The organism is Lujinxingia sediminis, from assembly GCF_004005565.1.
GTDB classification, from domain to species: Bacteria; Myxococcota_A; Bradymonadia; order Bradymonadales; family Bradymonadaceae; genus Lujinxingia; species Lujinxingia sediminis.
In genome coordinates, this window is record NZ_SADD01000001.1 from 979,594 (window position 1) to 1,005,480 (window position 25,887).

The window sequence follows — 25,887 nt, forward strand, 5'->3', positions numbered from 1 at the left end:
GGGCTCGTGGTGGGATAGGAGAGTCGGGGGGGAGGGACCAACGCGTCGATAGTAGCGAGACGTCGTCACGCCTGTCGACCTACGTTCAGGCGCCGGAGACCCGGGAAGCTGTCACGGGCTGCAGCGGGAAGAATTCTCTCGATCCTTTATTGCAAGTGATTTGCGTTTGCATTACTACGCCGTGGGCCGAGCCCGAGGGGCGTACGTTTCGCTTACGAAGGAATCAACATGAACATGTGGCATCTGACAGGGGTGGTGGGATTGAGTTTGATGGGGTGCGCCGCCGGAGTTGCCGACGCAGAACCAGCGCAGACTCCGAATGACGCGGGGGAGATGGACACGGCGGCAGGTGATCGTGGCGATGTCGCCATCCGAGATGTCGAGGCGTTCACGGACGGCGGTTGGGAGGAGCCGCGCGACGCTGAGGATGGTGGCGGGGAGGTGGATGGCGGGGCCGACCCGGTGGAGGCATGGGCCCCGGGAGATCGGCCGATCGGGGAGGGGCCTTTCTGGCCGGGAACGGGGCGACGCGAGTTTGTCGCGTCGCACTTCGACGACCACGTCTTCTGGGAGGCGGGGGTGCAGGGGGGCTACCACATCTGGATCGCCGCGGAGGTCGACCGACACGTTCTCGATGCGATCGACGAGGAGGCTCGCCGGGAGATTCGGCACACCTACACGTTTTTTCATGAAGATGGCGAGTTGCTGGCCACCGCGAGTCGCACCGGAGGCTTTCGTCTTAACGAAGACGAGGGAACCTGGCAGGCGCGGGGCTTGTACGCGGTGCTTCAGGCACCGCGACGTCCCTCGACGATGAATGATGAGGCGATTCGCTACGAACTCGAGGTGCAATGGGGTGATGAGATGTTTCGACGCCAGGTCTGGCTTTTGAGCCAGTGCTGCGACTAGGACGCCGCGAGCCAGCGCTGACGTCGCAGCCATCGACGTCGGCGTCTGCTCGAAGGCGGAGCAAGGAGATTCAAGACATGAAGTTGAGGTTTAAAAATTACCGAGCCGCACTGGTCGCGAGCGTGGTTGCGGTCGCACTTGCTGCATGTGCTGACCGCGCCGAGGAGCCCGGGACCAACGAGGCTCCCGATGCGCGTTCGGCCGAGTGGGACGTTCTGGCCGAGGAGCTGCCGGCGGCTCTTCTTTCGGTGGCCGGGCGCGCGTCAAACGATGTGTGGGCCGTGGGCGCTCAGGTCGGCGATAGGCCCATCGCGATACACTATGATGGGGAGTCGTGGGTTCAGCACGACGTCCCATTTAACGTGGATTTGTGGTGGGTCCATATCACACCATCGGGGCGCCCCTATTTTGGTGGAAGTGACGGGGCCATTCTGACCCTGGAGGGTGAGCGTTTTCGACGCATCGACGAGCTGAGTCTGGCCCGTCATACCGTCCTCGGAATCGCCGGAGAGGAGGACGATCTCTACGCCGTTGGCAGCATCGGCGCTCGCAGCGGATTTGTATGGCATTTCAATGGCGAGCGCTGGCAAGACCTCCCACTCCCGAAGGAGATGCCACGTCTGGAGGACGGCACGCTCCCGGGACTCTTCAAAACGCACGTCGACGAGGCGGGCACGCTCTGGGTTGTCGGCGCTGAAGGCACGGTCTTGCGACGCCAGGGCGAGGAACCCCTGGAGCGTGTTGTCGTCGATACCCGGGCGACGCTCTTTACGGTGCATGGCGCCGGCCAGACGGTTTATGCGGCCGGTGGGCACGCGCAGGGCGTCATCGTGGAGTTGGGCGATGCCCCCCGGGTCGAGACGCTATCGACACCCTTTTTGCAGGGCGTGCATGTCTCTGATGACGGGGAGGTCGTGGCTGTAGGCGGGCTCGGAACGATTGTGCGCAAGAGCCAGGAGGGGCAATGGGTGCCGGTGGGCGATGAACTCGACCTCGTCGTGGAATCCTTGCACGCAGTCTGGTCGGCTCCAGATGGGGTTCGGCTGGCCGTGGGGGGGAGCGTCGTCTCGCCGGAGCTCGATGAGGGGTTGATGTTGATTCAGGGGGAGGGGGCAGCGCCGGAGATCGATGAGGCCTTGCGGCCCGAGCCTCCCCGGGAGCGCTGTCCCGACGAGGTGCTCACCCGTGGCGCGGAGCACTCGGTGGCGCGGCGCTGGATCGAGCAGAATCTGGCCGCCATTCGCCTTGAGGTGCCGATGCCCCCGGTGCATGCGCGCAACCTCTACCATCTCTCGTTAGCGCTCTTTGATGCCTGGTCGCTCTTCGACGCGGAGCAAGAGCCGATTTTGGTCGATGCCAGCCTGGGCGAAGGCGTTCGCGACACATTCTCTCCCGAGGAGTGGAGTGACGCCCGGCACGAGGCGATGAGTGTGGCGGCCTACCGTCTGTTGGCGCATCGCTACGACGGGGGGCTCGGGGCGGCGATAACCCGCGACTGTCTCGACCGAACGCTGGCGTCGCTGGGGTATGACCCGGCGCTGATGGCCGATGAGCGAGGGCCGGCCGGGCGACTTGGCGAGGAGGTGGCACAAACGATCATCGATGCCTTCGTGCAGGACGGTTCGCTGGAGGCGTCGGGCTATCAGTCTCCAGATTATGAGAGCCTGGCACCGCCCCTGGTCGTGGACGATGCGGGCACCCTGGCCAGCGATCCCTCGCTGTGGCAACCCCTGGACCTGGCCCAGGCGGTGACGCAGAACGGCATTGCCGTCGACTCAGGAGTGCAGGGCTACATCGGTCCTCATTGGGCCGTGGTGACCCCCTTTGCGATCGAGCGTAGCGCCGCGGATCGTCCCTATGTGACACCGGGGCCGCGACCGGAGATGGGCGCGGACATGCGCGACTGGGTGGTGGATGTGATTCGGCGAACCTCCTGGCTCGACGCAAACTCCGAGGAAAGGATGGATGCGTCGCCGGGAGCCTACGGCAACAACACCCTCGGCGCCGACGACGGCGAGGGACATGCGATCAACCCGTCGACCGGCCGCGCCTACGACCAGCAGATCGTGTCGCGTAGCGACTTTGGTCGGGTGCTTGCCGAATACTGGGCCGACGGGCCCGACTCGGAGACCCCGCCGGGGCATTGGAATACGCTCGCGCATAAGGCGCTGGATCACCCTTTGTTTGAGCGGCGCTTTTACGGTGATGGCGAGGAGGTCGAGGCGCTGACCTTTGATGTGCACCTCTATCTGGTGCTCAATGGCGCGCTTCATGACGCGGCGATTGCCGCCTGGGAGTTAAAGCGTCTGTATGAGACCTCGCGACCGATCACGCTGATTCGGTGGATGGGGGCCCGGGGGCAATCCAGCGATCCGACGATGCCCTCCTACGATCCGCAGGGGCTTCCGTTGATCGAGGGCTTGATCGAAGTGGTGACCGAGGCCTCAGCGGCGCCGGGCATGCGCCATGAGCATTTGCAGCCCTACATCGGTCAGGTGGTGCTCTTCACCTGGCCGGGCGCGCCCGGCGATCACGAGCATCGCTACGCGTCATGCGTCTGGCAGCGGGCCGTCGAGTGGAGCCCTTATCAGCCGCGAACCTTCGTATCGCCGGCGTTCCCCGGCTACGTCTCAGGACATAGCGCGTTTAGTCGGAGCGCGGCGGAGGTGTTGGCAGAGCTCACGGGCAGCGAGTTTTTCCCCGGTGGCCGTGCTGAATTTGTCGCGAACGCGGGCGAGTTCTTGAAGTTTGAGAATGGGCCCTCGCAGGAGGTTCGCCTGCAATGGGCCACCTACTTCGACGCCGCGGATCAGGCGGGTCAGTCGCGAATCTGGGGCGGAATTCACATCCTCGCGGATGACTATGATGGCCGACTCGCCGGTGCCCAGGTGGGCGAGCGCGCGCTGGAGTGGGCCGAGGAGAACCTCGTGCGCCTGCAGCGCTAGGGCGACCTGATCACCATGACATCACGCTCGCTATGAGCGGGTGGGACGCTCTCTGCCGCGCGTCGTACGTCGCTCCGGCAAAGAGGAGTGTCCCGCTTAAGTGCAAATAACATGTGTTTGTAAAGCATGGAGAAAACATGCGTAGAAATCTGAAGGTAAGAGGTAAGAGCGTCGCGCTCTCAGCGGCCCTTGGGGCCATCGTCCTGTCGAGCGCTTGCGGAGGTGAGACCGAGCAGGGCTCGTCGTGCACCGTCGCCGAGCTTGCCGGCGGTCAAGTGCAGGTAAGCTGTCCCGATGGCACCCGTGCCACGATTTCGGGACCGTCTTCAGACGCGACGAGCTGCAGCTTTGAGGAGTCCGAGGGAGCGGTCCGCATCCGCTGCGATGATGGCACGGATGTGGTGATTCGAGACGGCGTGGACGGCACCAGCGGGGCGTCGTGCAGCGTGGAAGAAGGCGCCCATGGGAGCGCGACGATCGTCTGTGAGGACGGAAGCTCCGCGCCCATTGGGACGCCGGCGCCGGGGGTTGCTCCCGGTGAACTCAGCCTGGAGTTGCTGGCGGGGGTGACCTCGGTGGGGACCACCGATGGGGTCGGCACCGAGACGCGGATGGATGGGGCGCTGGACGGGGTCTACGACCCTCATGGCGAGTTTCTCTACTTCGTGGACACGTTCAACATGACGATTCGCCGCTTTGGTCTGCGCACCCAACAGGTCGTGACCCTGGCCGGTCTGGCGGGTCAGAAGGGGGCGTCGGATGGCGTTGGCGACCAGGCTACGTTTGATGGCCCCCGGGGTATCGCCATCCACCCGGATGGCGACCGCTTGTTCATCGCCGACGGGTTTAACTGCACGATTCGCCAGCTCCATGTGGTGAGCCGTGAGGTGACCACTCTGACCGGCCAGCCCGGGGAGTGCGCGGCGGTGGACGGCACCTTTGAGGAGGCTCGTTTTCGCCTGACCATCGGGATGGTTGTGGAATCGAGCGGGCGTTACCTCTACGTCGCCGATCGTGGCAACAACGTGATTCGCCGCATCGATCTCGAAGACAACGTGGTGGAAACGATCGCCGGACACCTTCCCGTGGAGAACGGCAATGAGTTCCGGGGCCACGCCGATGGGGTGGGCACCGACGCCCGCTTCGCCGGGCCGGGAGGCATCGATCTCTCGGAGGATGAGTCCACGCTCTACATCAATGATACGTTTAACAACGTGATTCGCTCGCTGGTCGTGGCGGTCGACGAAGACGCGGGCGGCGGGCCGGCCCTCTTTGAAGTTGAGACGATCGCCGGCGCTCCCGGTGTGCCCGGCAACATCGATGGAAGTGCCGAGGAGGCCCGGTTTCAGGTCTCGCAGGGGCTGGCGCGTGCCGAGGATGGGCTCTTTGTCGCCGGTTTTCATAACAGCATTCGACGCATCGACCTCAACACCCACGAGGTCACCACGGTGGCCGGCCAAAATGGCGTTGGTGGTTCGTCTGATGGTCCTTATTTCGATGCTCGTTTTGGCGTCTCGTTCGGGATTCTGGCCCATCCCGACGGTCGACGCGTCTATTATATGGACCGTGGAAACAACAGCATCCGCCTCTACGACCGACGAACTCGCCAGGTGAGCACGGTCATGGGCGCGCCCGAGCCCACGGGCTGGCGCGACGGGGAAGCCGGCGTCTCTCGTCTCAATGGTCCGCGAGGTGTCGTCTCCAACGAGGCGGGCACGCGCTTCTATGTGGCCGATGGCAGCAACCAGGTCATTCGGGTCTACGACGCGGAGACGGGCGGTCTGAGCACGCTGGCAGGCCTTCCGGGGCGTGCCGGCTTCCGTGATGGCGTGGCCGACGAGGCTCGATTCGCGTATCCCGAGGGCCTCTGGCTGAACTCGGAAGAGACTCAGCTCTATGTCGCGGACTCCGGAAACGACGCCATCCGTCGCATCGACCTGGGCTCGGCACAGGTATCCACCGTGGCGGGGATGCCGCTGGCCGACGAGGAGACCTCGGCCGACGGACCTCTGGAGGAGGCCCGTTTCGACGCGCCATTTGCCATTGTGGGCGATGAGAGCGCCGAGGGGCTTGTCCTCTACGTCTCAGACTACGCCAGTCACCTGATTCGCCGCGTCGAGCTGGGCTCCGGACAGGTCACAACGCTCGCCGGCGGTGGCGAGTCGGATGAGGAGAATCCGGCAGCCATCGACGGGGTAGGAGCGCAGGCGATCTTCGCGGGGCCTGCCGGGTTGGCGCTCACGGCGGATGGCCAACGTCTCTATGTCGCCGATCAAGGCCATCATGTGATTCGCAGGATCGATGTTGGCACGGCTCAGGTCGAGACCTTTGTGGGCGATATCGGCGTGCGGGATGCGTTTGATGGGGTGGGGGCTGACGCGACGTTCTCGTTGCCCGCTCATCTTTCGCTGGCGCAAAATGACCAGGTGCTCGTGGTGAGCGACCGAGCAAACTTCGCGATTCGACACGTGGATATTGCCGAGTCGGCTGTGACGACGCTTGTCGGCAGTCTCGGCACCTCGGGAGGCAGCGGGCTGCGCTACTCGCCGCTGGACGAGGCCAGGCTCTACTTTACCTCCGGCGTAAGCGTGGCGGGCAACGACGTGATTCTCACGGCGGATGAAGCGTTGCTGCGTGTCTCCGACGTGCTGGGAGAGTGACCATGAGCGCTGAGCGACGACTACGATGGTGCTCAGTTCTCGTGGGGGCGCTGGTGGCAACAGCCGCCAGCGCCTGCAGTGAGGCTGACACGAATATCGGGGGGCCCGACGTCGAGACCTACAGGGATGTCGGGACCGACGTGAGCGAGACCCCCGACGTGAGCGAGGACCTCGATGTGAGTGAGGCCCCCGATGTCACCGAGGCCCCCGATGTGAGCGAGGCCCCCGATGTGAGCGAGGCCCCCGATGCGACGGAGGGGCCTGATACCGATGTGGAGCCCCCTGCTCCACGAGCGCTGGGAGCCTCATGCAATGACACGCAACGCTGCGAGGACGATCTCCTGTGTTTTCGTGACCTTGAGCCGGAGGCGGACGGTTTTTGCACGCGACGTTGCGAGACCCCGGGCACAGGGTGTGGCTATGCGGGGCCCGATCTTCACCTGGCGTGTACGTTGAGTGATGAGGAAGGTCCGGTCTGTGGGTTTGTCTGCTATCTCGACCACGGCGACCATGGGCATTCCTACTCCTGCCCATCAGGTGACTGGGGGCGTTTGAGATGTCAGCTGAGCGCAGGGCCTGGACGTCATCGCTATTGTGCACCGCGAGCGTAACGATGCGTGCGTGGGCTGCCTGATTTAAGCCGTTGACGTGCCGAGCAGGCCGGAGTGCTGGAGGAGGGGGCACTCGAGTGCGAACGTCGTTTGGACCGAGTCGCATACACCATCATGAAGAGGGCAGGGGGGCCTTGTGCGTGGGCCCCGGAGCGTGGGCTCGGCAGGGTGCCGGTTGACGCATAAATCGCGGTTATGCTAGTGAACGAGGCCGTTTTATCCACGCGAGTTGCGCGTCTTAGAGGCGTCGTTCACAGGTCGAGTGCCGACCCAGTGCAGCGCGTATGTCGTCGTGCCCGGGTTCTCTGCGAGGACGCGAGCAGGCCGGAGGTTGAGGTATCATGAATTCTGTCAGTATCGCGAGCCGCGCCAGGCGTCCGCTGGGCGCGCTGCTCTTTATGCTGGGGTTTGTCGCGCTGAGCGCCCCGGCCTGGGCTCAAGAGGGCGAGGAGAGCGGCCAGGGTGAGCAGCCCGCCGCCGAAGAGACAGCCCTGCCAGCGGGACCCACCCCTCGTCTTTTTATGGTGCCGACCGACAGCGTCGGCGGCGAGCTTACGAGCATCATTCCGGAGCGCGTTGATGATGGCACCCGGGCTCGCCTCAAGGAGCAGCGGGGGCTGGAGCTTTTGCCCGACTACCGGCAGATGCAAGAGCGCCTGGGCGGTGGTCGCAACGCGAGTGCTGCGGTGGCCGAAGCCGAGCGCCTCTACACCTCCGGCATCGGTCTGTTGGCCGCCGGTGACTCGCAACGGGCCGCGGAGACCTTCCAGCGTGCGCTCGACATGATGAACGAGCACCTCTCCGATCTTCAGAATTTTGATGTGTACGCCGATACCCTGGCCAATCTCTCACTGGCCTACTTTCAGACCAACTTCGATCTGGACGCTCGCAAGTTGATGCAGCGCTACGCGCAACTTCGCCCCGGGGCCACCTTGGACCCGGAGAAGTTCCCCGCCGACCTGCGCGAGGTCTTTGACGCGGAGGTTGACCGGGTGGAGAAGGCCGGTCCGGGTGTGCTCGCGGTGGTGGGTAATGTCGACGGTGCTCAGGTCTACCTTGACGGTGAGCTCAAGGGGGTGACCCCGACGCGCATTGACGGGGTGGGCTTTGGCCACCACTACCTGGTGGTGCGTGGCGGGGGCAGCGTGTGGTCGCAGGAAGTGCGCGTACGTGGTCGCGGCACAGAGCAGGCCGTCTCGGTGGAGTTGGGCGCGTCGCGAGAGGCGTCGGCTTCGACCGACAATGATCTTCCTGCGTTCTACCTCGATCTTCGCGAAACGCTGCGCTCGGGTCGCTTCGGCACCGAACTTAGCCCCTATCTTGTAGAGTTGACCACGCGTACCGGCGCCGACTTTGTGGCCTGGGTCATCATGGTACGAGACGGGCGCGACTATGCCGCGGCGCCTTTCGTGTACCGGGCTCGCGACGGGATGGTGGTGCAGGGCGAAAACGTCAGCTTCAATATGGAGATGTCGAACCAGCGCGTCGGCGTGAGTCGTCTTGCCGCTGAGATCGCCACTGCGGTGCGCACGATGCCCGCAGATCGGGCGGTGGTAGACGTGGACCTGGCCCCGGCGCCCGTCGTCGCCGTGGAGGTTCCCGCGGTGACGGAGGGAACCTCCGAGGAGGGCGCTTCGACCTCGGGCGTTCGCGAGGTGAGGGAGGAGAACGAGGTCGCTCGTGCTCCGCTGCCCACGCCCGGCCCTGTGGTCGAAGACCCGGAAGTCATCGCCCCGCCCGCAGCGATGCCCTCGGAGGGACGCAGCAACACCGGGCGCTACCTCGCCTACGGCGGCGCCGCAGTCCTGGCTGGCGGCGCGATTGCCGGGACTCTCTTTTTGATTTTGCGTAGCAGCGCCTCGCAGCCCGCGGCGTTTGAGGCGGAGGTGGAGTGGTGAGTACGGTGAACGTTACGACAAAACAACTTGCCTGCCTGCTGGCAGGAACATTGGTCCTCAGTCCGCTGGGATGCGGCCCCGATGAGGCGACGCCCCGGGTGCAGGTTAGCATCTTTGGCTGGGGCCCCACGCTTCAAGGAGACGAGGGGTTTGTGACCGGTATGCCTGCCTACGAGGGGGCGCAGACGGTCCGAATCAAAGTCACTCAGCCGATGGACCGGCGCATCCTTTCACAGAGCTCCTTTAATGTTTCGGAGCGCAGCGCATCGATGCCCGAGATCACGTATGGCGAGCGACTGCGGCTGGATGTGGAGGTCTTTGATGCCTCCAACAACATCGTAGCCGCCGGCGCTACCCCGATCTTCACTTTCCAGGCCGGAAGTCCGCTGCGGAACTTCCGGGCGATGGTCGCTCCGGTCGGCGAGTCGTCGCCGGTAGGGTCGTTGATCCTGGACAGTGAGACGCAGCAGACCCAGTTTGTGCAGAGTGCTTTTGATTATCGGGGCGATACGCATGACTGGCTCGGGCGCATCGGGCATGGCTCTGCGTCAACCTCCGAGGGCGAAGTTATTGTCGTCGGGGGCGGAAATCCGGGGAGCTTCTACCAGCCCTACACCACCCCGAACCTCACGGATGTTTACGACGACATTCAGGTCTTCTCACCGGTGACGGGCTACTTTACCAGCCTGGACCAGGACGACGCTGCGGAGGCCGTCGGTGTGCTCGGTCGCGACAAGCTCGCGGTGCCGCGTGCGTTCCATTCGGTAACCCACCTGGGCGATAATCGCTACCTGGTGGCCGGAGGGTTCACGCTGCGCGATGGCGTGGTGCGGCCGGTGGACTCGCTGGAACTGATCGACCTGAATGAGGCTCCGGGCACCCGCGTGCGCAGCGTCGTTGATTTTAACGGCAACGCCATTCGCCTGGAGACGCCGCGTGGGCATCACACAGCGACACGCCGCACCTCTGACGGTGCCGTGGTGATTGCCGGCGGTCTGGGGCGCGATAACGCGGTGCTCAACACGTTTGAGGTAGTTAACGTGGACGCCGCTCAGGTGAGCTCCGGCCTGCAGATGACCGACGCACGCGTAGGACACGCCGCGGTCTTGCTGCACGATGGGCGCACGGTGTGGTTGGCCGGCGGTCGTGGCGCAAGCCAGGTGCTTGCAAGCTCGGAAGAGATTGTGCCGACGGAGGCCAGCTCGGTCACCACGGAGAGCGTGCCGCTGAATACCGCTCGCTTTGGTGCCTCCGCTCGCCGCATCAGCAGCGGGGGAGGGGACCTGGTGATTGTGATCGGCGGGTTCACCGGCCTGACCGACGGCGGCACCGCCAACTTCGAGGTCGGGCGGCCCCAGCAGGGGCAGATGCTCAGCGAAAGCAACTGGCGTATCAATAAGGCTCGCGGCGCTGCCTCGCTGGTTGAACTTCCCCAGAGCGGTGATTTGTTGCTTGTCGGCGGCCTGGGGCCGGGGCGTGAGCATGTGAGCAACGCCGAGCGTCTGACCTTCCAGGGACTCACCGCCATTCCGCCCTTCAGCGTGAGTACGCAGGGCGATTTGCATCAGGAGCGATTCGATTTTACCGCGGATGTCGCATCCAATGGACGCGTCCTGATCACCGGCGGGATGAGTCGCACCAATAACAACGTTGCCCGTCACGACGCCGAGTATTTTAACGCCTACGACCCGGTTCGTCCGCCCCTCTAAGTGCCGTGCAGAGTTGACGGCGCTTCAGATGCCTGTTAGCTCATCCGGCCTGCCTGACCCGTTCTCCTTCGCCATCGGCGCGGGAGACGCCCACAGCCCAGTGCTATAGATTTTAAGGAGATGACCATGGCTGAAGAGACCACCAACGCGCCCGCCGAAGGCGAAGCCACCAAGCTGAGCGGCGAAAAGATCATGTGCTTTGTATCCAAGCAGATGGTGCCGATCGAAGACACCGTTGAGCTGGAAGTTCAGGAGCACAAGAAGGTTCGCGTGCTTCCGAAGTACATCAAGTACGACCAGAACGCGTAAGGTTTGAGTTCGGCGCATGGCGCCGGCTTCGCCTTTCAGACCCGCTTCCCCTCAGGGAAGCGGGTTTTTTTGCTCTGTAGGACACCCGCTTCATCCCCCTGGTGCCACGTCATCCCCCTGGTGCCACGTCATCCCCCTGGTGCCATGTCATCCCCCTGGTGCCACGTCATCCCCCTGGTGCCACGTCATCCCCCTGATGGCACGTCATCCCCCTGATGGCACGTCATCCCCCTGATGGGACTTCATCCCCCTGATGGGACTTCATCCCCCTGATGGGACTTCATCCCCCTGATGGGACTTCATCCCCCCGATGGGACTTCATCCCCCCGATGGGACTTCATCCCCCCGATGGGACTTCATCCCCCCGATGGGACTTCATCCCCCCGCCAGGCCGCAGGGGCGTAGTTCATGACGTGTTGGTGTGGGTGTGCACCTCTGGAAGAGCGGAGCGTGGGAGCTGATCCCACTTCGGCTTCCCACCTTCTCCCATAGATCGCTTTTGGAGGGTTTTATAAGGAGTTGGGAGGTGTTTGTTTGGTCTTTAAGTTGTTGTTTTTTAAGGGTTAATTGGTGTTTTTGTGGGTTGGGGTGAAGTGCCTTTTGTCCACGTTTTATGCGGGTGAACGCGTCAAATACTTTTCTTGACGACGGATCTGCGCGTCCCTATAGTGCCCTCAGTGGGATGAATTCCCATCCGGTGGCACGAGGTGGTGGAGCACGGGTTAACCGGCAAGCGCCAGGGACGGCGCGGCCGGAGTTGAGATGGGTTCCATGGATGGAGTGTGGTTGGTGATATGAGCCGGGTGTCGCGATGTTTCGAGGTCAGTACGAACACACGATGGATGGGAAGGGGCGTATCAGCGTCCCGGCTCGCTATCGTGAGGTGCTGGCCGCGAATGATCCGACCGGCGACCATGCCGACCGCCTCATCTTGACGCGCACCTTCGAGCAATGCCTGGTGGTCTATCCCATGGACAAGTGGTTGGCCTTTGAGGAGAAGGTTCGCGCGCTCCCTCAGTTCAACCCCAGCGTCCAGCAACTCAAGCGGGTCTATATCGCCGGTGCGGTCGAGTGCTCGATTGATAGCCACGGTCGGCTGTTGGTGCCCCAGGCGATGCGAGATTTCGCGCAGCTCGACCGTGAGTGTGTCTGGGTGGGCCAACTCGACACCGTCGAGCTCTGGTCGCGGGCCAAGTGGGACGGCGCTGTTGAAGACGCGCTGGAAGACCCGCAGGCGCTCTCCGCGGCGATGTCGGAGCTCGGTCTTTAAGAACAGTCCTTCGTCTTAACGCTCAAGGATGAGCGGGCCGCGCATGGTAGCGATCGCGCGGTAAGACTCAGGGATGAGCAGGCCGGGAGCTTCACGGATTGAAGCATGGGTTGTGGCGCTCGTGAGAGCTCTGCAGCGCAGACGCCCAGGGAAGGGCGAGCCGTCCCGGCTTTGAGTTCAGCCGACGACGTGGCGGCGTTTGTAGGTGCAGTCAGAGAGGTCGCCAGTGTCATCGAATCTTTATGCCAGTGACTACCACGCTCCGATCATGGTCGAGGAGGTGCTGCACTGGCTCAACGTCAAGCCCGGGGGCTTTTACGTCGATGGGACCGCCGGTGGTGGTGGGCACAGCGCGGCCATCCTCGATCGCAGCGCTCCCGACGGGCGCCTGGTCGCCATCGATCGCGATCCGGAGGCGCTGAGCACCGTACGCGCACGCCTGGCCGAGCTGGCCGGTTCGCGTCTCACGCTTGTCAACGCCAACTATTCTCAGGCCGCCGAGATCCTCGCCGAACGCGGAGAACTCGCCGACGGCTGGCTGGTCGACGCCGGGGTGAGTTCCCATCAGCTCGATGAGCCCTCGCGAGGCTTCAGCTTTCAGCAGCCCGGCCCCCTGGACATGCGCATGGGCCCCGATGTGCCCACCCTTGCCGAATATCTGGAGTCGACCTCTCGAGAGGAGCTCGCCCGGGTGATCAAAGTCTACGGCGAAGTGCGTGGATCCTGGGGTGTGGCCGGCGCGATTCTGGGAGCCTTCTCCCGCGGAGAGCTTAAGTCCACCACCGATCTTGCCGATCTTGTGGCCTCAAAGCAGCGCGGAGGCTCGCGCAAGATTCACCCGGCCACGCTCGTCTTTCAGGCGCTTCGCATCGCGGTCAACCGCGAGCTGGAGCATCTGGAGGCGGCTGTCCGCCAGATTCCAAACGTCGTCAAGCCCGGCGGGCGTGCGGTCTTTATGAGCTTTCATTCCCTCGAAGATCGCATCGTCAAGCACACCTTCCGAGAGCTCGCCGACCCGTGTACCTGCCCCCGCGATTTTCCGCAGTGTGCCTGCGGTAAAGAGCCTCTGGTGGAGGTGCTCACCCGTCAGTCGGTGGTCGCCGGCGACGAGGAAGTTCAAACAAACCCCCGCGCCCGGAGCGCGCGTTTGCGCGCGCTGACGGTGTTGCCCCATACACGCAGCGATGTGTGATCAGGAGTTGTATGAAGTCCCCTATCATTGGCGCGCTTCGCGATCTGGTTGAAGTCTCCAAAGTGCTGGTGCTCGTCGGGGTGCCTGGCGCGCTCTTGCTTTTTCATGTCTGGCAGGAGTACCAGATCACGCAGACCGGCTATGCGATCGCTGAGGTTACTGAGGAGCACCGCGAGCTGCTCGAAGAGCATAAGCGGCTGACCGTCGAAGCCAGCATGCATGGTCGCGCCGACCTGGTTGCGCAGACCGCGCGCGAACAGTTTGGGCTGGAGCCGGCGCGCCCCGAACAGGTCATTGTCATTGACCTCGAAGCTGGAGATCGTCAGGAGCACGCCGCGCTCTTCGATGGGAGCACCGCGACCCGCTGACGCGCGCGATATCTGGCCGCCTGGAGCACGACAATGGAGCACATCAATGAGCCGCGAGAGCGCTTCTGGCTGAAGGCGCGCTTTTTGATGGTGGGGGTCTTCTTTACGCTGGGGTTTGTGGCGGTTGCCGGTCGAGTCTACTACCTGCAGACCGTCGAGTCGGAGGCCTTGCAGGAACGCGCGGCGATTGAATGGAACCGCGAGGTCGTCAAACAGGCGCGTCGCGGCGATATCGTCGATCGCAATGGTGCCGAGCTGGCCGTTTCCGTCGAAGTTCCCAGCATTCATGCCAATCCCCGACGCATCGACAACCCGGATCGGGTTGCTCGCCAGCTGCAACCTCACCTGAAGCTGAGTTATGACGAGCTGGTCGCGCGCTTGAGTCGAAACTCGAGCTTTGTGTGGCTGGAGCGCCAGTCGCGTCCGAGTGCTGCCGAGGCGATCCGCAGCCTGGACATCACCGGGGTTCACATCACCCGGGAGTACAAGCGCTACTACCCCTTGCGTGAGATCGCCGGGCAGCTGGTGGGCTTTGTCGGCATCGATGGCCAGGGGCTGGAGGGGCTGGAGCGGCAGCTCGACCGCACGCTTGCCGGCGGCACCTATGAGATGCGCGTGACGCGCGACGCCAGCGGGCGCGCGATGCTTTTGAGCGATGCGCCGCAGTTCGGAAAGTTTGAAGGTCACAGCGTTCGCCTGACCATCGATGAGAAGATCCAGCGCGTCGCCGAACAGGCGCTCGCCGACCAGGTTAGCGAGTTTGAGGCCAAAGGCGGCTGGGCGGTCGCCATGGATGTACACACGGGTGATATCCTGGCACTGGCCAACACCCCGGGCTTCGACCCCAACCGCTTTCGCGACCATACCAGCTCGGATTGGCGCCTGCGATCGGTGACCGATACCTTTGAGCCGGGCTCGGTCTTCAAGCCCTTCGTTCTGGCGGCCGCACTTCAGGAGCAGGCCACCTCCCTGGATAAGGTCTACGATATTGAGGACGGTCGCATGCAGATCGGCCGAAATGTCATCCGCGACACCAAGCGCCGCGATGAACTCACTCCCGCAGAGATTATGCAGGTCTCCAGTAACGTGGGCATCTACAAGGTCGCGCAGGAGATCGGTAAAGAGACGCTCTACGACTATATTCGCGCCTTTGGTTTTGGTCAGCGCACCGATGTGGGACTTCGCGGCGAACAGCCCGGGCTTGTGTGGCCGGCTGACCGCTGGCCGGAGATCACTTTTGCCAACGTCTCCTTCGGCCAGGGGTTGACCACCACTCCGATGCAACTCGCCGCGGGAACCGCCGCGCTGGCCAATGGCGGACTTCTGATGAAGCCCCGCATCATCGACGCGGTGCTCGACCGCGACGGCAGTATCGTCGAGCGCGAAGAGCCCACGCTTGTGCGCCGGGTCGTCTCCGAGCAGGTCGCCGAGCAGGTCTCCTGGGCGATGTCCCTTGTCACCATTAAGGGAGGTACCGGAACCAGGGGGGCGATTCCGCACGTGACCGTTGCTGCAAAGACGGGCACCGCGCAGAAGGTCAACCCGGAGACGCGCCGCTACGATCCGGATATGTGGATCGCAGGTTTCGTGGGTTACGCTCCGGCCGAGTCACCGGAGGTTGCCGTGGTGGTCTTTATCGATGAGCCGCAAAAGACCCACTACGGCGGCGTTGTGGCTGGACCGGCCTTTGCGCGCATTACGGCCGAGGCGCTGCGCGTGCGCGGGATCATGCCACTGCCGCCCGATGCGCGTTTCCAACTTCAAGAGGAGCCGCCCGAGGCGCTCGCCAGCCAGGCCGCAGCCCCGGCACCGCAGCATGTGGTGACCCTGCCAACGATGCGTGTCCTCGATCCGACCGTGGATGAGGTGGCCGAGGGGCAATTGCCCAACTTCACCGAGCTTACACTTCGTCAGGCGATCGATCGTGCCCGGGAGTTCGGGTTCGTGCCCCAGGTCACCGGTTGGGGGCGCGTGATCAATCAGGATCCACCACCGGGAACACCGCTGGAGGAGGTCGCGGCGCTCAACCTTGCGCTTGCGCCCGGAGGCAGGCATGGAATGCTGGCCGAGGAACCCTCGGCAGGTGGACGGGATCAGCAGTGAGGCCAGCGTCGATGAAGTTGAACGAAGTTGTACAAGCATTAAAAGAGCAGGGCGTGCGGCTGCGCAGTGGCGCGGCCGAAGTCGCTCTGAGCGCCCTGACGCAGGACTCGCGTCAGGTTTCAGCCGGTACGCTCTTTGTCGCGGTGCGCGGCGAGCATTTTGATGGTCATGCGTTTGTCGAAAAGGCCATCGCGCAAGGCGCCGCAGCGGTGCTTGTCGATGACGACTATGACACCTCGGCGCTCACCTGCCCGGTGCTAAGCGCGCCGGATACCCGCGCCATTCTTGGCCATCTGGGGGCGGCCTTCTACGCGCACCCCTCCCGCGCGTTGGACGTGGTCGGAGTAACCGGCACCAACGGCAAGACCACCGTTTCGTATCTGGTGGAAGCCATCGCGCGCGAGGCCGGCCGCGAGGTTGGTGTCATTGGCACCATCAATAACCGTTGGAAGGGCCGGGTGGAGCCCACCGTCAACACCACACCTGACGGGTTGGCGCTGCATCGACGACTCAGGGACATGGCCGATGACGGGGTCGATCTTGTGATCATGGAGATTTCCAGCCATGGCCTCGCGCTCGGACGCGTTGACGGGGTGGCCGTAGACGTGGCGATCTTTACCAACCTCACCCGCGATCATCTCGACTTTCATAAGACGATGGAGGCCTACCGCGACGCCAAGCGGCTGCTCTTTACGCGGGTGCTGCCCCAACGCATGGATGTTCAGGGTGTGCCGGGAGCGGCCATCATCAACATCGACGACGTCGAGGGAAAGACGCTCGCTGCACTTCTTTCCGATGACCCGCGTCTTGATGTGACCACCTACGGAGCGAGTAAGGGGGCAGTGATGGAACACAACGGGCGTGCCGCGACCTCCCAGCTCCGGGCAACCGACGTACAGATGCGCATCGACGGAACCTCGCTGACCCTCGCATCGCCAGACGCGGAGCTTCCCATTGAGACGTCACTTCATGGCGAGTTCAATGTCTCCAACATTCTGGCAGCCGCCGGTGCGGCGCACGCGCTGGGCATCGCCGATGAGGCGATCGCCGCAGGATTGCGCAACCTCTCCGGGGTGCGCGGGCGGCTGCAGCGCGTCGAAGGCCCCGAGGGCACCCCGGCAGTTTTTGTCGATTACGCCCACACTCCCGATGCGCTTGAGCGTGTGCTCACGACGCTTCGCCCGATGGTCGCGGGCAGGCTTCGGGTGGTTTTCGGCGCCGGTGGTGACCGCGACCGAGACAAGCGCGCCCCGATGGGGCGCATCGCCTCGGAGCTCGCGGACCACGTCATCATCACCTCCGACAATCCCCGCTCCGAAGAGCCCGGGGCGATCGTTGCGCACATTCTGCAAGGGGTGCTCTCACGGGCCGGCCTTGAGGTGGAGGCAGTGGTCGATCGCCAGGCGGCGATCGAAAACGCCGTCGGCAACGCCGCGCCTGACGACGTCGTCCTCATCGCTGGCAAGGGGCACGAAACCTATCAGGAGATCGCCGGGGTGCGCCGTCATTTCGATGACGCCGCGCTCGCTGCGGCCCTCCTGAAGGCCCGGGCGCCGGCGGCCAGGGGGAGGTCATGAGCACGCTTCGACTCGCAACCTGGCCCCTCGAGAAGATCGCAGAGAAAGCGGGGGCGCAGTTGCACGGCTGGCGCGATGGACGCGTGAGCGGCGTCAGTACGGACACCCGTTCCATCGCTCCCGGAGCGCTTTTTGTGGCGCTGCGCGGCGAGCGCTTCGACGGACACCGTTTTGTCGAAAGCGCCTTTGAGCGCGGCGCCAGCGCGGCGCTCGTCGATGCCGCCTGGTGGGGCGACTACGCCGACCCCGATGGCGCCCAGATGTTTTTTGTGGTCGACGACACGCTCAACGCTCTCGCGCGTCTGGGGCACGCCCTCTGGCAGGAGGCCACGGCCGAGGGCCTGCACACCGTCGCAGTGACCGGCTCCAACGGAAAAACGACCACCAAGGAGCTCCTTTCGGCGCTGTGGTCGACCCGAGGCAAGGTCTGGGCGACACCCGGAAACTTAAACAATCACATCGGGGTTCCCCTCACCCTCTGCGCGCTGCCCGTCGACTGCGACCACCTCATCTGCGAGATGGGGGCGAACCATATCGGTGAGATCGCCCATCTGGTGCGCCTTGCGCCGGGATCCGCCCGTGTGATCACCTCGATCGGCAGCGCTCATCTGGAGGGTTTTGGCTCCATGGAGGGCATTCGCCGCGGGAAGTCCGAGATCTTTGAGCATTCCGATGCTGACTCCCACGCGGTCTTTCCCTTTAGTGAAAAAGATGAACTGGTACTTGAGGGTTTTTCCGGAACAAGGTGGACTTTCGGGCATCAGGAGGGCGCGCGGGTGCGCGTCGTCTCACTTCGAGAGCGCGCGCCTGGGGAACCTTCAGGTATGACTGTAGGTCTTGAAGTGGATTCTAGAGAGCTCACCCTGTCGCTTCCCTTGCTGGGGATGCACAATGCGACCAACCTCGCTGCGGCGCTGGCGACGCTGGCGGCCAACGGGGTAGAGCTCGATGAGTCCCTTCTCAACGAGGCACTTGCCCGGCTGGTCTTGCCGGGAGGACGCTTTCGTCAGCTTGTGGTCCAGGGCGTGCACATCCTCGATGATGCCTACAACGCCAACCCTTCCAGTGTACGCGCCTCGGTGGAAGCGTTTGAGCGCTGGGCGGCCGCCCGTGACTGTCAGGGGCGCTACGCGGTGCTCGGCGAGATGTTGGAGCTTGGCGAGGGTGCCGCCGGCGCGCACGCGGAGCTTGCGCGGTGGGTGGCGCTTCGCCCGTCCATCGACGGGCTGGCCTTCGTAGGAGGCTTCTCGGAGCTGATGGCTCGGAGCGCCCTTGAGGTGCGCTCGGAGCTCGATGTGTGCGCCTTCTCCTCGATTACCCGAGAACTGACCGACTGGGTTGGAGCCCGACAGGGCAGTGCCGTGCTTCTCAAAGGCAGCCGGGGAGGTCGCCTGGAGACCATCGTCGACGCTCTCACGAACGACCCCGCGTCTGGCTCGCCGGGCCCAAACTCTAGCGAGGCATAAGCCATGCTTTTTGAACTCTTCTTCATGCTCAAAGACGAATTCTCCTGGCTGAACGTCTTTCGCTACGTCAGCTTCCGGGTGGTCGCCACGATGCTCACCTCCCTGATGGTGAGCTTTTTGCTCTATCCCTGGTTTATCCGAAAACTGCAGGCGCAGCAGATTGGCCAGGTCATCCGCGACGACGGACCGCAATCTCACTTCAGTAAGGCCGGCACGCCTACGATGGGTGGGGTACTGATCCTCTTTGCTGTGGTCGTCTCGACGCTGCTCTGGGCCGACCTGAAGAATCCCTACGTGGGGGTCGTCCTGGGGGTGACGGTGTGTTTTGCCGTGGTCGGTTTTTTCGATGACTACATGAAGATCCGCGGCCGCTCCAGCGCCGGACTCAGCGGTAAGGCGCGCCTGGGCATCGAGTTTGCGGTTGTGCTCGCGATGATGCTCTTGATGTTCAAGAGCAACGTCTTCAGCTACTCCACAGAGCTCTACCTGCCCTTTGTGAGCACCGAGAAGTTCAGTCTGACCTTGCCCCTGTGGGTCTACGTGCCTTTTGCGATGCTGGTCGTCGTGGGCACGGCCAACGCGGTGAACCTCACCGATGGCCTTGATGGCCTGGCGATCGGCCCGGTGATTATCGCTGCAGGAACGTTTTTGATCCTGGCCTGGAGCACAGCCACGGTTCTCCACTACACCGAGGTGATCGACGGGGTGCAGGTGGTCTCGCGCTTCGATGTCGCAAAATACCTGATGATCCCGAAGGTTGAGGGCGTTCAGGAACTGGCCATCTTCTGCGCGGCCATCATCGGCGCCGGGGTGGGCTTTCTCTGGTACAACTCGTTCCCGGCTCAGGTCTTTATGGGCGATGTGGGAAGTCTATCCCTGGGCGGCGCACTCGGCACGCTGGCAGTGGTCACCAAGCATGAGCTGCTCTCGACGATCATCTTCGGCATCTTTCTGGTGGAGGCGCTCAGCGTCATCACGCAGACCACGAGCTACAAGCTCACCGGAAAGCGCGTCTTCCGTATGGCGCCGATTCATCACCACTTTGAGATGAAGGGCTGGCCAGAGCCCAAGATTATTGTGCGCTTCTGGATCATCGCCATTATGCTCAGCCTGGTGGCACTGGCGAGTCTGAAGCTGCGTTGAGGCTCGCCGCCGCTCTCTTCGTAAATCGATGACCGACGCCATGGCCACGGAGGGCTCATGTCGAGCGATCTTCTCTCACATCTGACGCGTCAGAAAAGCCGCGGGGCCAGCGGCTCGCTCGCCGCCGACGGTGAGCGCCGCTGGGACATCTGGCTGCTCTTCTTCGTAGGGGCCCTGGTGACCTACGGGCTGGTCATGCTCTATTCGGCCAGCGCCGTGATGGCCAGCCAGCGCATGGCTGCTCATAACGTGCTTTTGTGGAGTCAGACCCAAAAAATAGTGCTCGGGGTGGGGCTTCTGATCTTCGCGTTGCAGTTCGACTATCGCTGGTACAAGCGTCTGGTCTATCCGATTTTGCTCGGGACCGTGCTGCTGCTGATCCTTGTGACCATTCCCGGGATCGGGGTGGTGCAAAATGGCGCCCGGCGTTGGTTTAGCCTGGGCGGGCTCTCGTTTCAGCCAGCTGAAGTCGCCAAGCTCACCGCGGTGATCTTCATGGCCTATTCCGTGAGCAAAAAAGCCAAACGCATGGGCTCATTTACCATCGGTTTTTTGCCACACCTGGTCATCATCGGGTTGATGGTCGGCCTGCTGATGTTGCAGCCCGACTTCGGCAGCTCGGTCATCCTCATCAGCATGATGATGTTGCTGCTCTTTGTTAGCGGCGCGCGCTTCTCCTACCTGCTGGTGATGACCCTGTGTGGGGCTGGCCTGGCGTATGTCGCGATCAGTAACAGCGAGTATCGCATGAAGCGGATCCTGGCCTTCCTCGACCCGTGGAGTCACCGCCAGGATATCGGCTACCAGATCAGTGAGTCACTGATTGCCATCGGCGCCAGCGGGCTCTCGGGCCGGGGGCTTGGCAACGGTGCTGGCAAGCTGGGCTACGTCCCCGAGCTCTGGAATGACTTTATCGGCACGATCATCGCCGAGGAGCTCGGGTTTGTCGGTGTCGTCGTGCTCCTCTCGCTCTTTATCGGCATGCTCTGGCGCGGCTACCGGGTGGCGTTTAACGCCGTGGATGCGTTTGGAATGTACCTGGCCTTTGGCATCACCTCGCTCTTCGCCCTGCAGGGTATGGCCAACCTTTTTGTGGTTACCGGTATGCTGCCCACCAAGGGGCTGACCTTGCCCTTTGTGTCGTTCGGGGGCACCTCGATGATCATCAGCCTCTTTGCGATTGGCATCGTCCTCAACATCTCCCGCAACGATGAAGACACCTGGGAGGAGGAGCGCGATCATCGCGCCGCGCGCCGCGAGGAGAAGCGTTGGGAGCGCAAGCGCCGCAACATCCTCAAGCGCCGCGATGATCTTCGAAGCTGAATGCTCTTCTCCTTCCAATGGACATTCCCATGACATCTCCCACTTCGACGCCTCCTCATCTTGTGATCGCCGGTGGCGGCACCGGTGGCCATCTCTTCCCGGGGGTGGCCGTCGCCCAGGCCTTTGAGCGCCTCGCGCCCGGCGCACGCGTGACCTTTGTGGGGACCGAGCGTGGGATTGAAGCCCGCGTCGTCCCCGGGCTCGGTTATGATCTCGAACGGGTCGATGTGGTGGGCCTCAAGGGAAGTGGGGCGCTGGGGGTCATGCGGGGGCTCTCGCGACTACCACGCAGCGGGCTACAGGCACGGAGCATCATAAAGCGGCTCGCGCCTTCCGTTGTGGTCAGTGTGGGCGGTTATGCCGCCGGTCCGATCACCCTGGCAGCCTCGCTCAGCGGGGTGCCCACGGCGTTGATGGAGCAAAATGCCATTCCGGGGCTGACCAACAAACTTCTCGCTCGGGTGGTGACGCACGCGTTTTTAACCTTTGAGGAGAGCGCGCCACATCTGGGCGGCGTCTCGTTCTCGGTGCCGGGTAACCCCGTGCGAGAAGAACTCCTGAAGCTGGCACAAACCTTCGCCTATGAGGCCCCCGCGGCCGAGGGGCCCTTCCGTGTATTGATTGTCGGGGGGAGCGGTGGAGCGGGCAGCTTTAACGAACACCTGCCCGGCTGGTTTAAGGCCATGGGCGATTTGCAGACTCGTCTGGAGGTACGCCATCAGGCCGGACGCAACCGTGCCGAAGCGGTACGTCCGCGTTATGAGGGGTTTGGCGGCCAGGTCCAGGTCGAAGAGTTCATCGACGATATGGCGGAGGCGTATCGCTGGTGTGACCTGTTGATCTGCAGGGCGGGCGCGACCACCATCGCCGAGGTGCTCAATCTCGGGCTCCCGGCGATCTATGTGCCTTTTCCTCAGGCAGCCGACGACCACCAGCGCTTCAATGCCCGCTCCGTGGTCGAGGCCGGTGCCGGAGTGATGCTCAATGACGCTGAGCTGGGTTCCGAGCGAGCCGTGAATTTGCTTTCCGGTCTGATGCGCAACCCCGAATCGCTCCTCCGCATCGCGACCGCTGCGCGTCGCATCGGTCGTCCTGATGCTGCGGAAACGATCGCTGCCAGACTGCTTGCGATGGCAGGGAAGGACCTACCCTGAACGGGGTTTGCCGGGGTTGAAGTGATGCCTTTGAGGCAATTTTTTAGACCCAAGAACCCTCTTGAGGGGAGCTAAAAAGGCTGAAATTTTGCTTCAGGTGTTGCGCGCAAGTTGCTGATTTTTAAGTGGAAAGTGTGTGGCAAAGAACGGGTTGCGAGGCCCGTGCGCTCGTGTATTCTTGCCCTCGTTCCAAGGGTGGAACTTACAGATACTTAAATAGCGAGCAGCCACGCTGAGCACGTACAGAACCATAGCCTGGCAGCAGCCATCGGCTCCGCTGGAGGAGCGTCTGGAACGTTTTGCAGGCGCAGCTCTCCGGAGCAGCATGCGTGCCGATGAGCCGCTTCACCGTCGCTCCTCGTTGCGAATCGGTGGTTCTGCCTGGCGCTTCGTGGATCTTGGCTCTCGCGAAGATGTGATAGGCCTCCTGGCGGCGGTCGGTCCCGACTGGCGTCGTTTGGTCTGGGTCGGGCTCGGAAGTAACACGCTCTTTCCTGATGAGGGCATCGACGGTGTGGTCGTTCGAATGAGCGGCGAGCTTGCGGATTGGCATAGTGCCGAGTCGCAGGTGACGGTTGGTGCGGGAGCGGTGAACGCGCATCTTGTGCGAGGGTTGCTGCGTGAGGGTTGGATCGGCGCGGAGTTTCTCTCGCTGATTCCGGGCACCTTCGGTGGCGCTGTCGCGCTGAACGCGGGAACCCGCGAGCGGGAACTCTCCGAGATCCTGGAGCGTTGTGAGATAGCGCGCGTGAACGAAGAGCAGGGTGTCTGGCACGTGGGAACGTTCCCGGCTTCCGAGTTAAACCTGAGCTACCGCCATGCCGGGCTGAAGGACGGCGACGTGGTGCTCAGTGGAGTGGTGAAGGTGGAACGCGGCGACGTCGAAGAGGCGAAGTCGCGGGTGCGGCAGGACAAGGACCGTCGAAATCGCACGCAACCTTACCGTCTGGCGAGTGTCGGCAGCACCTTTGCAAATCCGCAGGGTGATTACGCCGGCCGTCTCATTGAGGCCGTCGGGCTTAAGGGCCACAGGGTTGGCGGAGCGCAGATAAGCGAGTTGCACGCCAACTTCTTTATCAATGCCGGTGATGCTACGGCGGCCGACTTCATCGCTCTGATGGCGTTGGCCCGTCATCGGGTTCGAGAGCGTTTTGGTGTGGAGCTTCGCCCGGAAGTGCGCTTCGTTGGTTTTGACGGGTGGGCGCAACTTATCGAGCAGGAAAAATCGCTAAGGTGAACACGGATGTTCAGCGAGCTTGATACAACGACATTTCGGGGAAAGCGCGTCGGTGTGGTCACCGGCGGTGACTCGCCAGAGCGCGAGATCAGCTTGAAGACGGGCGCTGCGTTTGAGAACGCGCTGCGTGCTCGTGGCTACGATGTGACGGTCTATGATCTGGCCAGCGATGTGGCCCGGCTGGTCGCGGATATCCCGGCAGCGGTGATTATCGGCAGTCACGGTGGACTTGGAGAGAACGGGTCGCTGCAGGGTCTGCTGGAGTGCGCGGGGATTCCTTACACCGGAAGCGGCGTGCTGGCCTCGGCCCTGGCGATGGACAAAGCTCGGGCACGCGAAGCCGTGGCCGATGTGGGCGTACCGGTTGCGCGAGGTCTGGCGCTGCGTCTGAGCGATGTCGCGATGAACGACGCGCAGGCGATCGTCGAACGCATTCAGGGCGCCGGTCTGAAACTTCCGATCGTGGTCAAGCTGAACGACGCTGGAAGTAGTTTTGGCGTGGCGATCTGCCAGAGTACCGAAGATGTCCATGCGGCGATAAGCGAGCTTCGTGTTCATCTGAGTGACGACCCGGCCTCGGCGCTGCTCCTGGAAGATTATATCGAAGGCCCCGAATACACGGTGGGGTTTTTTGGAGATACGTGCCTCGGGGCGATTCAAATCACCGCAGCGCAGGCTTTTTACGACTACGAAGCCAAGTACAAGAGCCAGCAGACTCGTTACGATGCGCTGGACGAGGGCACGCTGCATGCGCGCCTGGAAGAACTCGGGCGTCTGGCCTATCAGGCCCTGGGGTGCAGGGGCGTGGCTCGCGTTGATTTTAAGGGCGATGTGACCTCTTCGCAGGGGCGATTCCTGGAGGTCAACACCATCCCGGGGATGACCGCGACCAGTCTGGTCCCGAAGATGGCCGCAGCGAGGGGCGTTTCTTTTGAAGATTTTGTGGAGTTGATGCTCTCCGGTGCCCGGCTCGATCGGGTGCGCTGAATCGTCGCCTTCAGGCGACGCAGAAGAGGTTGTAGGCAGGCCGCGCATCTCGCGGCGGATGGTTGGGAGTAGGTTGTGTTTCAGAGGCGTGCAAATAATCGGCGGAAGCCGACCCGGGAGCAGCGCGTGGCCAGCCGTAAAGAGACGGCCTGGCTGTGGGCGCGGCGGCTGGGAACGTCTCTGGCGGTGATCGCCGTGGGTCTGGGGCTGCCGTATCTGGTGCTTCAGGGTTACAGCCACACCATGCAGAGCGAGTACTTCCAGGTGAACTACCTCGATGTCGAGGGGCTCAATTACCTGGAGGAGCGTGAGCTCTTGGAGGCCGCCGAGCGCATTGCGGGCGAGAACATCCTCAACGTCGATCCGCGACGCATTGAAAGTGCGATGAGTGGGCTGCCTTTTGTGCGTTCGGTCGAGGTCGAGCGTCGCCTGCCCGACCGCCTGAGGATCACGATTGAGGAGTATGAGCCGGCTGCGCTGATCGCCGACGAGGGCATCTGGCTTGCAGATACCCGTGGCGAGGTCTTTCTGGCGATGGACAGCGCTCGCAGTATTGAGGGTCTCTGGGAGCTTCCGCTGGTGACCGGACTTACGCGAGCTGAACTCGTTGAAGATGAGGCGCGTCAGCGTCTGCTTGAGGCGCTCTCGGTGTGGGAGCTCTATCACGCCATGGGGCTCGATAAGCAGCAGCCGCTGAGTGAGCTGCACCTCGATTCGGTCCTGGGGCTTTCCATGGTGACCGCTGAGACGGGAACAGAGATTCGGTTGGGGTGGGGCCGCTGGCAAGATCGTCTCAGCCGATTGAAAGTCGTGCAGACCTCGCTGATTCGGCGAGGGATGGACGCGGAGTATGTATTGATTGACCAGGAGCGCGACTTGAGTCGCGTGACTGTGGGGCCGCGCACCGAGCCATGGATGCGCGAGGATGCGGCCTCCGCGGGGGCCTCGCCATAGGCGTGGCGAAGCCCCTTTGTATGACGGTACTGGAAGTTCATTTGTAGATGTTTCTGGACTCGTGATGGTCGC

The 25,887-nt window shown here is 63.1% G+C and carries 19 protein-coding genes; all 19 read left to right on the forward strand.

The genetic code is table 11. The features are described 5' to 3' along the window. Positions 1–228: 228 nt before the first annotated feature. The 19 genes from EA187_RS04025 (at position 229) to EA187_RS04115 (ending at position 25,815) form a co-directional block, all read left to right on the forward strand. Positions 229–909 carry a hypothetical protein gene (locus EA187_RS04025; RefSeq protein WP_127779255.1) on the forward strand — a complete coding sequence of 227 codons (681 nt, stop codon included), beginning with the start codon at positions 229–231 and terminating at the stop codon, positions 907–909. A gap of 77 nt (positions 910–986) precedes the next feature. Beyond that, positions 987–3,854: a hypothetical protein gene (locus tag EA187_RS04030; RefSeq protein ID WP_127779256.1), complete on the forward strand. Its 2,868-nt coding sequence runs from the start codon at positions 987–989 to the stop codon at positions 3,852–3,854. A 137-nt stretch (positions 3,855–3,991) separates the two neighbouring features. Beyond that, a complete protein-coding gene (locus EA187_RS04035) occupies positions 3,992–6,514 on the forward strand; it encodes an NHL domain-containing protein (RefSeq protein WP_127779257.1) in 2,523 nt (840 codons plus the stop codon). A 2-nt stretch (positions 6,515–6,516) separates the two neighbouring features. Further along, positions 6,517–7,125, forward strand: coding sequence for a hypothetical protein (locus tag EA187_RS04040; RefSeq protein WP_127779258.1), 609 nt, complete (start codon positions 6,517–6,519; stop codon positions 7,123–7,125). A 341-nt stretch (positions 7,126–7,466) separates the two neighbouring features. Further along, a complete protein-coding gene (locus EA187_RS04045; protein WP_127779259.1) occupies positions 7,467–9,023 on the forward strand; it encodes a PEGA domain-containing protein in 1,557 nt (518 codons plus the stop codon). Positions 9,024–9,028: 5 nt separating this feature from the next. Continuing rightward, entirely contained in the window at positions 9,029–10,732 is a 1,704-nt protein-coding gene (locus EA187_RS04050; protein ID WP_127779260.1) for a Kelch repeat-containing protein, read from the forward strand. Positions 10,733–10,858: 126 nt separating this feature from the next. Further along, positions 10,859–11,041 carry a hypothetical protein gene (locus EA187_RS04055; protein WP_115602797.1) on the forward strand — a complete coding sequence of 61 codons (183 nt, stop codon included), beginning with the start codon at positions 10,859–10,861 and terminating at the stop codon, positions 11,039–11,041. 811 nt (positions 11,042–11,852) lie between these two features. Continuing rightward, positions 11,853–12,311 carry a division/cell wall cluster transcriptional repressor MraZ gene (gene mraZ, locus EA187_RS04060; RefSeq protein WP_115602796.1) on the forward strand — a complete coding sequence of 153 codons (459 nt, stop codon included), beginning with the start codon at positions 11,853–11,855 and terminating at the stop codon, positions 12,309–12,311. Positions 12,312–12,537: 226 nt separating this feature from the next. After that, positions 12,538–13,503, forward strand: a complete 966-nt coding sequence (rsmH, locus tag EA187_RS04065) for a 16S rRNA (cytosine(1402)-N(4))-methyltransferase RsmH (protein WP_206524182.1) — start codon at positions 12,538–12,540, stop codon at positions 13,501–13,503. An 11-nt stretch (positions 13,504–13,514) separates the two neighbouring features. Continuing rightward, the gene (locus tag EA187_RS04070) at positions 13,515–13,871 is read left to right on the forward strand and encodes a cell division protein FtsL (RefSeq protein ID WP_127779261.1); all 357 of its coding nucleotides are present in this window, start codon (positions 13,515–13,517) and stop codon (positions 13,869–13,871) included. 33 nt (positions 13,872–13,904) lie between these two features. Beyond that, complete coding sequence (locus EA187_RS04075; RefSeq protein ID WP_127779262.1) at positions 13,905–15,974, forward strand: penicillin-binding transpeptidase domain-containing protein; 2,070 nt, start codon at positions 13,905–13,907, stop codon at positions 15,972–15,974. 11 nt (positions 15,975–15,985) lie between these two features. Then, on the forward strand, positions 15,986–17,551 hold the full coding sequence (locus tag EA187_RS04080; protein ID WP_127779263.1) for a UDP-N-acetylmuramoyl-L-alanyl-D-glutamate--2,6-diaminopimelate ligase: 1,566 nt from the start codon (positions 15,986–15,988) through the stop codon (positions 17,549–17,551). Further along, the gene (locus EA187_RS04085) at positions 17,548–19,017 is read left to right on the forward strand and encodes a UDP-N-acetylmuramoyl-tripeptide--D-alanyl-D-alanine ligase (RefSeq protein ID WP_127779264.1); all 1,470 of its coding nucleotides are present in this window, start codon (positions 17,548–17,550) and stop codon (positions 19,015–19,017) included. Before EA187_RS04080 ends, EA187_RS04085 begins: the two co-directional genes overlap by 4 nt. A 3-nt stretch (positions 19,018–19,020) precedes the next feature. Continuing rightward, the gene (mraY, locus tag EA187_RS04090; RefSeq protein WP_115602790.1) at positions 19,021–20,160 is read left to right on the forward strand and encodes a phospho-N-acetylmuramoyl-pentapeptide-transferase; all 1,140 of its coding nucleotides are present in this window, start codon (positions 19,021–19,023) and stop codon (positions 20,158–20,160) included. A 57-nt stretch (positions 20,161–20,217) separates the two neighbouring features. Beyond that, positions 20,218–21,483, forward strand: a complete 1,266-nt coding sequence (gene ftsW, locus EA187_RS04095) for a putative lipid II flippase FtsW (RefSeq protein ID WP_127779265.1) — start codon at positions 20,218–20,220, stop codon at positions 21,481–21,483. A 29-nt stretch (positions 21,484–21,512) separates the two neighbouring features. Continuing rightward, entirely contained in the window at positions 21,513–22,637 is a 1,125-nt protein-coding gene (murG, locus tag EA187_RS04100) for an undecaprenyldiphospho-muramoylpentapeptide beta-N-acetylglucosaminyltransferase (RefSeq protein ID WP_164855970.1), read from the forward strand. A 325-nt stretch (positions 22,638–22,962) separates the two neighbouring features. After that, positions 22,963–23,874, forward strand: a complete 912-nt coding sequence (gene murB / locus EA187_RS04105; protein ID WP_127779267.1) for a UDP-N-acetylmuramate dehydrogenase — start codon at positions 22,963–22,965, stop codon at positions 23,872–23,874. Between the two features lie 6 nt (positions 23,875–23,880). Further along, positions 23,881–24,861, forward strand: a complete 981-nt coding sequence (locus EA187_RS04110; protein ID WP_115602786.1) for a D-alanine--D-alanine ligase — start codon at positions 23,881–23,883, stop codon at positions 24,859–24,861. 126 nt (positions 24,862–24,987) lie between these two features. Further along, on the forward strand, positions 24,988–25,815 hold the full coding sequence (locus EA187_RS04115) for a cell division protein FtsQ/DivIB (RefSeq protein ID WP_115602785.1): 828 nt from the start codon (positions 24,988–24,990) through the stop codon (positions 25,813–25,815). The last annotated feature ends 72 nt before the right edge of the window (positions 25,816–25,887 follow it).

Coding starts and splice junctions, on each gene's coding strand:
- mraY (WP_115602790.1), top strand. CDS start 19,021: ATGCTTTTTGAACTCTTCTTCATGCTCAAAGACGAATTCTCCTGGCTG.
- murG (WP_164855970.1), top strand. CDS start 21,513: ATGACATCTCCCACTTCGACGCCTCCTCATCTTGTGATCGCCGGTGGC.
- EA187_RS04035 (WP_127779257.1), top strand. CDS start 3,992: ATGCGTAGAAATCTGAAGGTAAGAGGTAAGAGCGTCGCGCTCTCAGCG.
- EA187_RS04070 (WP_127779261.1), top strand. CDS start 13,515: ATGAAGTCCCCTATCATTGGCGCGCTTCGCGATCTGGTTGAAGTCTCC.
- EA187_RS04045 (WP_127779259.1), top strand. CDS start 7,467: ATGAATTCTGTCAGTATCGCGAGCCGCGCCAGGCGTCCGCTGGGCGCG.
- EA187_RS04080 (WP_127779263.1), top strand. CDS start 15,986: ATGAAGTTGAACGAAGTTGTACAAGCATTAAAAGAGCAGGGCGTGCGG.
- EA187_RS04075 (WP_127779262.1), top strand. CDS start 13,905: ATGGAGCACATCAATGAGCCGCGAGAGCGCTTCTGGCTGAAGGCGCGC.
- EA187_RS04025 (WP_127779255.1), top strand. CDS start 229: ATGAACATGTGGCATCTGACAGGGGTGGTGGGATTGAGTTTGATGGGG.
- EA187_RS04030 (WP_127779256.1), top strand. CDS start 987: ATGAAGTTGAGGTTTAAAAATTACCGAGCCGCACTGGTCGCGAGCGTG.
- EA187_RS04110 (WP_115602786.1), top strand. CDS start 23,881: ATGTTCAGCGAGCTTGATACAACGACATTTCGGGGAAAGCGCGTCGGT.
- mraZ (WP_115602796.1), top strand. CDS start 11,853: ATGTTTCGAGGTCAGTACGAACACACGATGGATGGGAAGGGGCGTATC.
- EA187_RS04085 (WP_127779264.1), top strand. CDS start 17,548: ATGAGCACGCTTCGACTCGCAACCTGGCCCCTCGAGAAGATCGCAGAG.
- murB (WP_127779267.1), top strand. CDS start 22,963: ATGCGTGCCGATGAGCCGCTTCACCGTCGCTCCTCGTTGCGAATCGGT.
- ftsW (WP_127779265.1), top strand. CDS start 20,218: ATGTCGAGCGATCTTCTCTCACATCTGACGCGTCAGAAAAGCCGCGGG.
- EA187_RS04040 (WP_127779258.1), top strand. CDS start 6,517: ATGAGCGCTGAGCGACGACTACGATGGTGCTCAGTTCTCGTGGGGGCG.
- EA187_RS04055 (WP_115602797.1), top strand. CDS start 10,859: ATGGCTGAAGAGACCACCAACGCGCCCGCCGAAGGCGAAGCCACCAAG.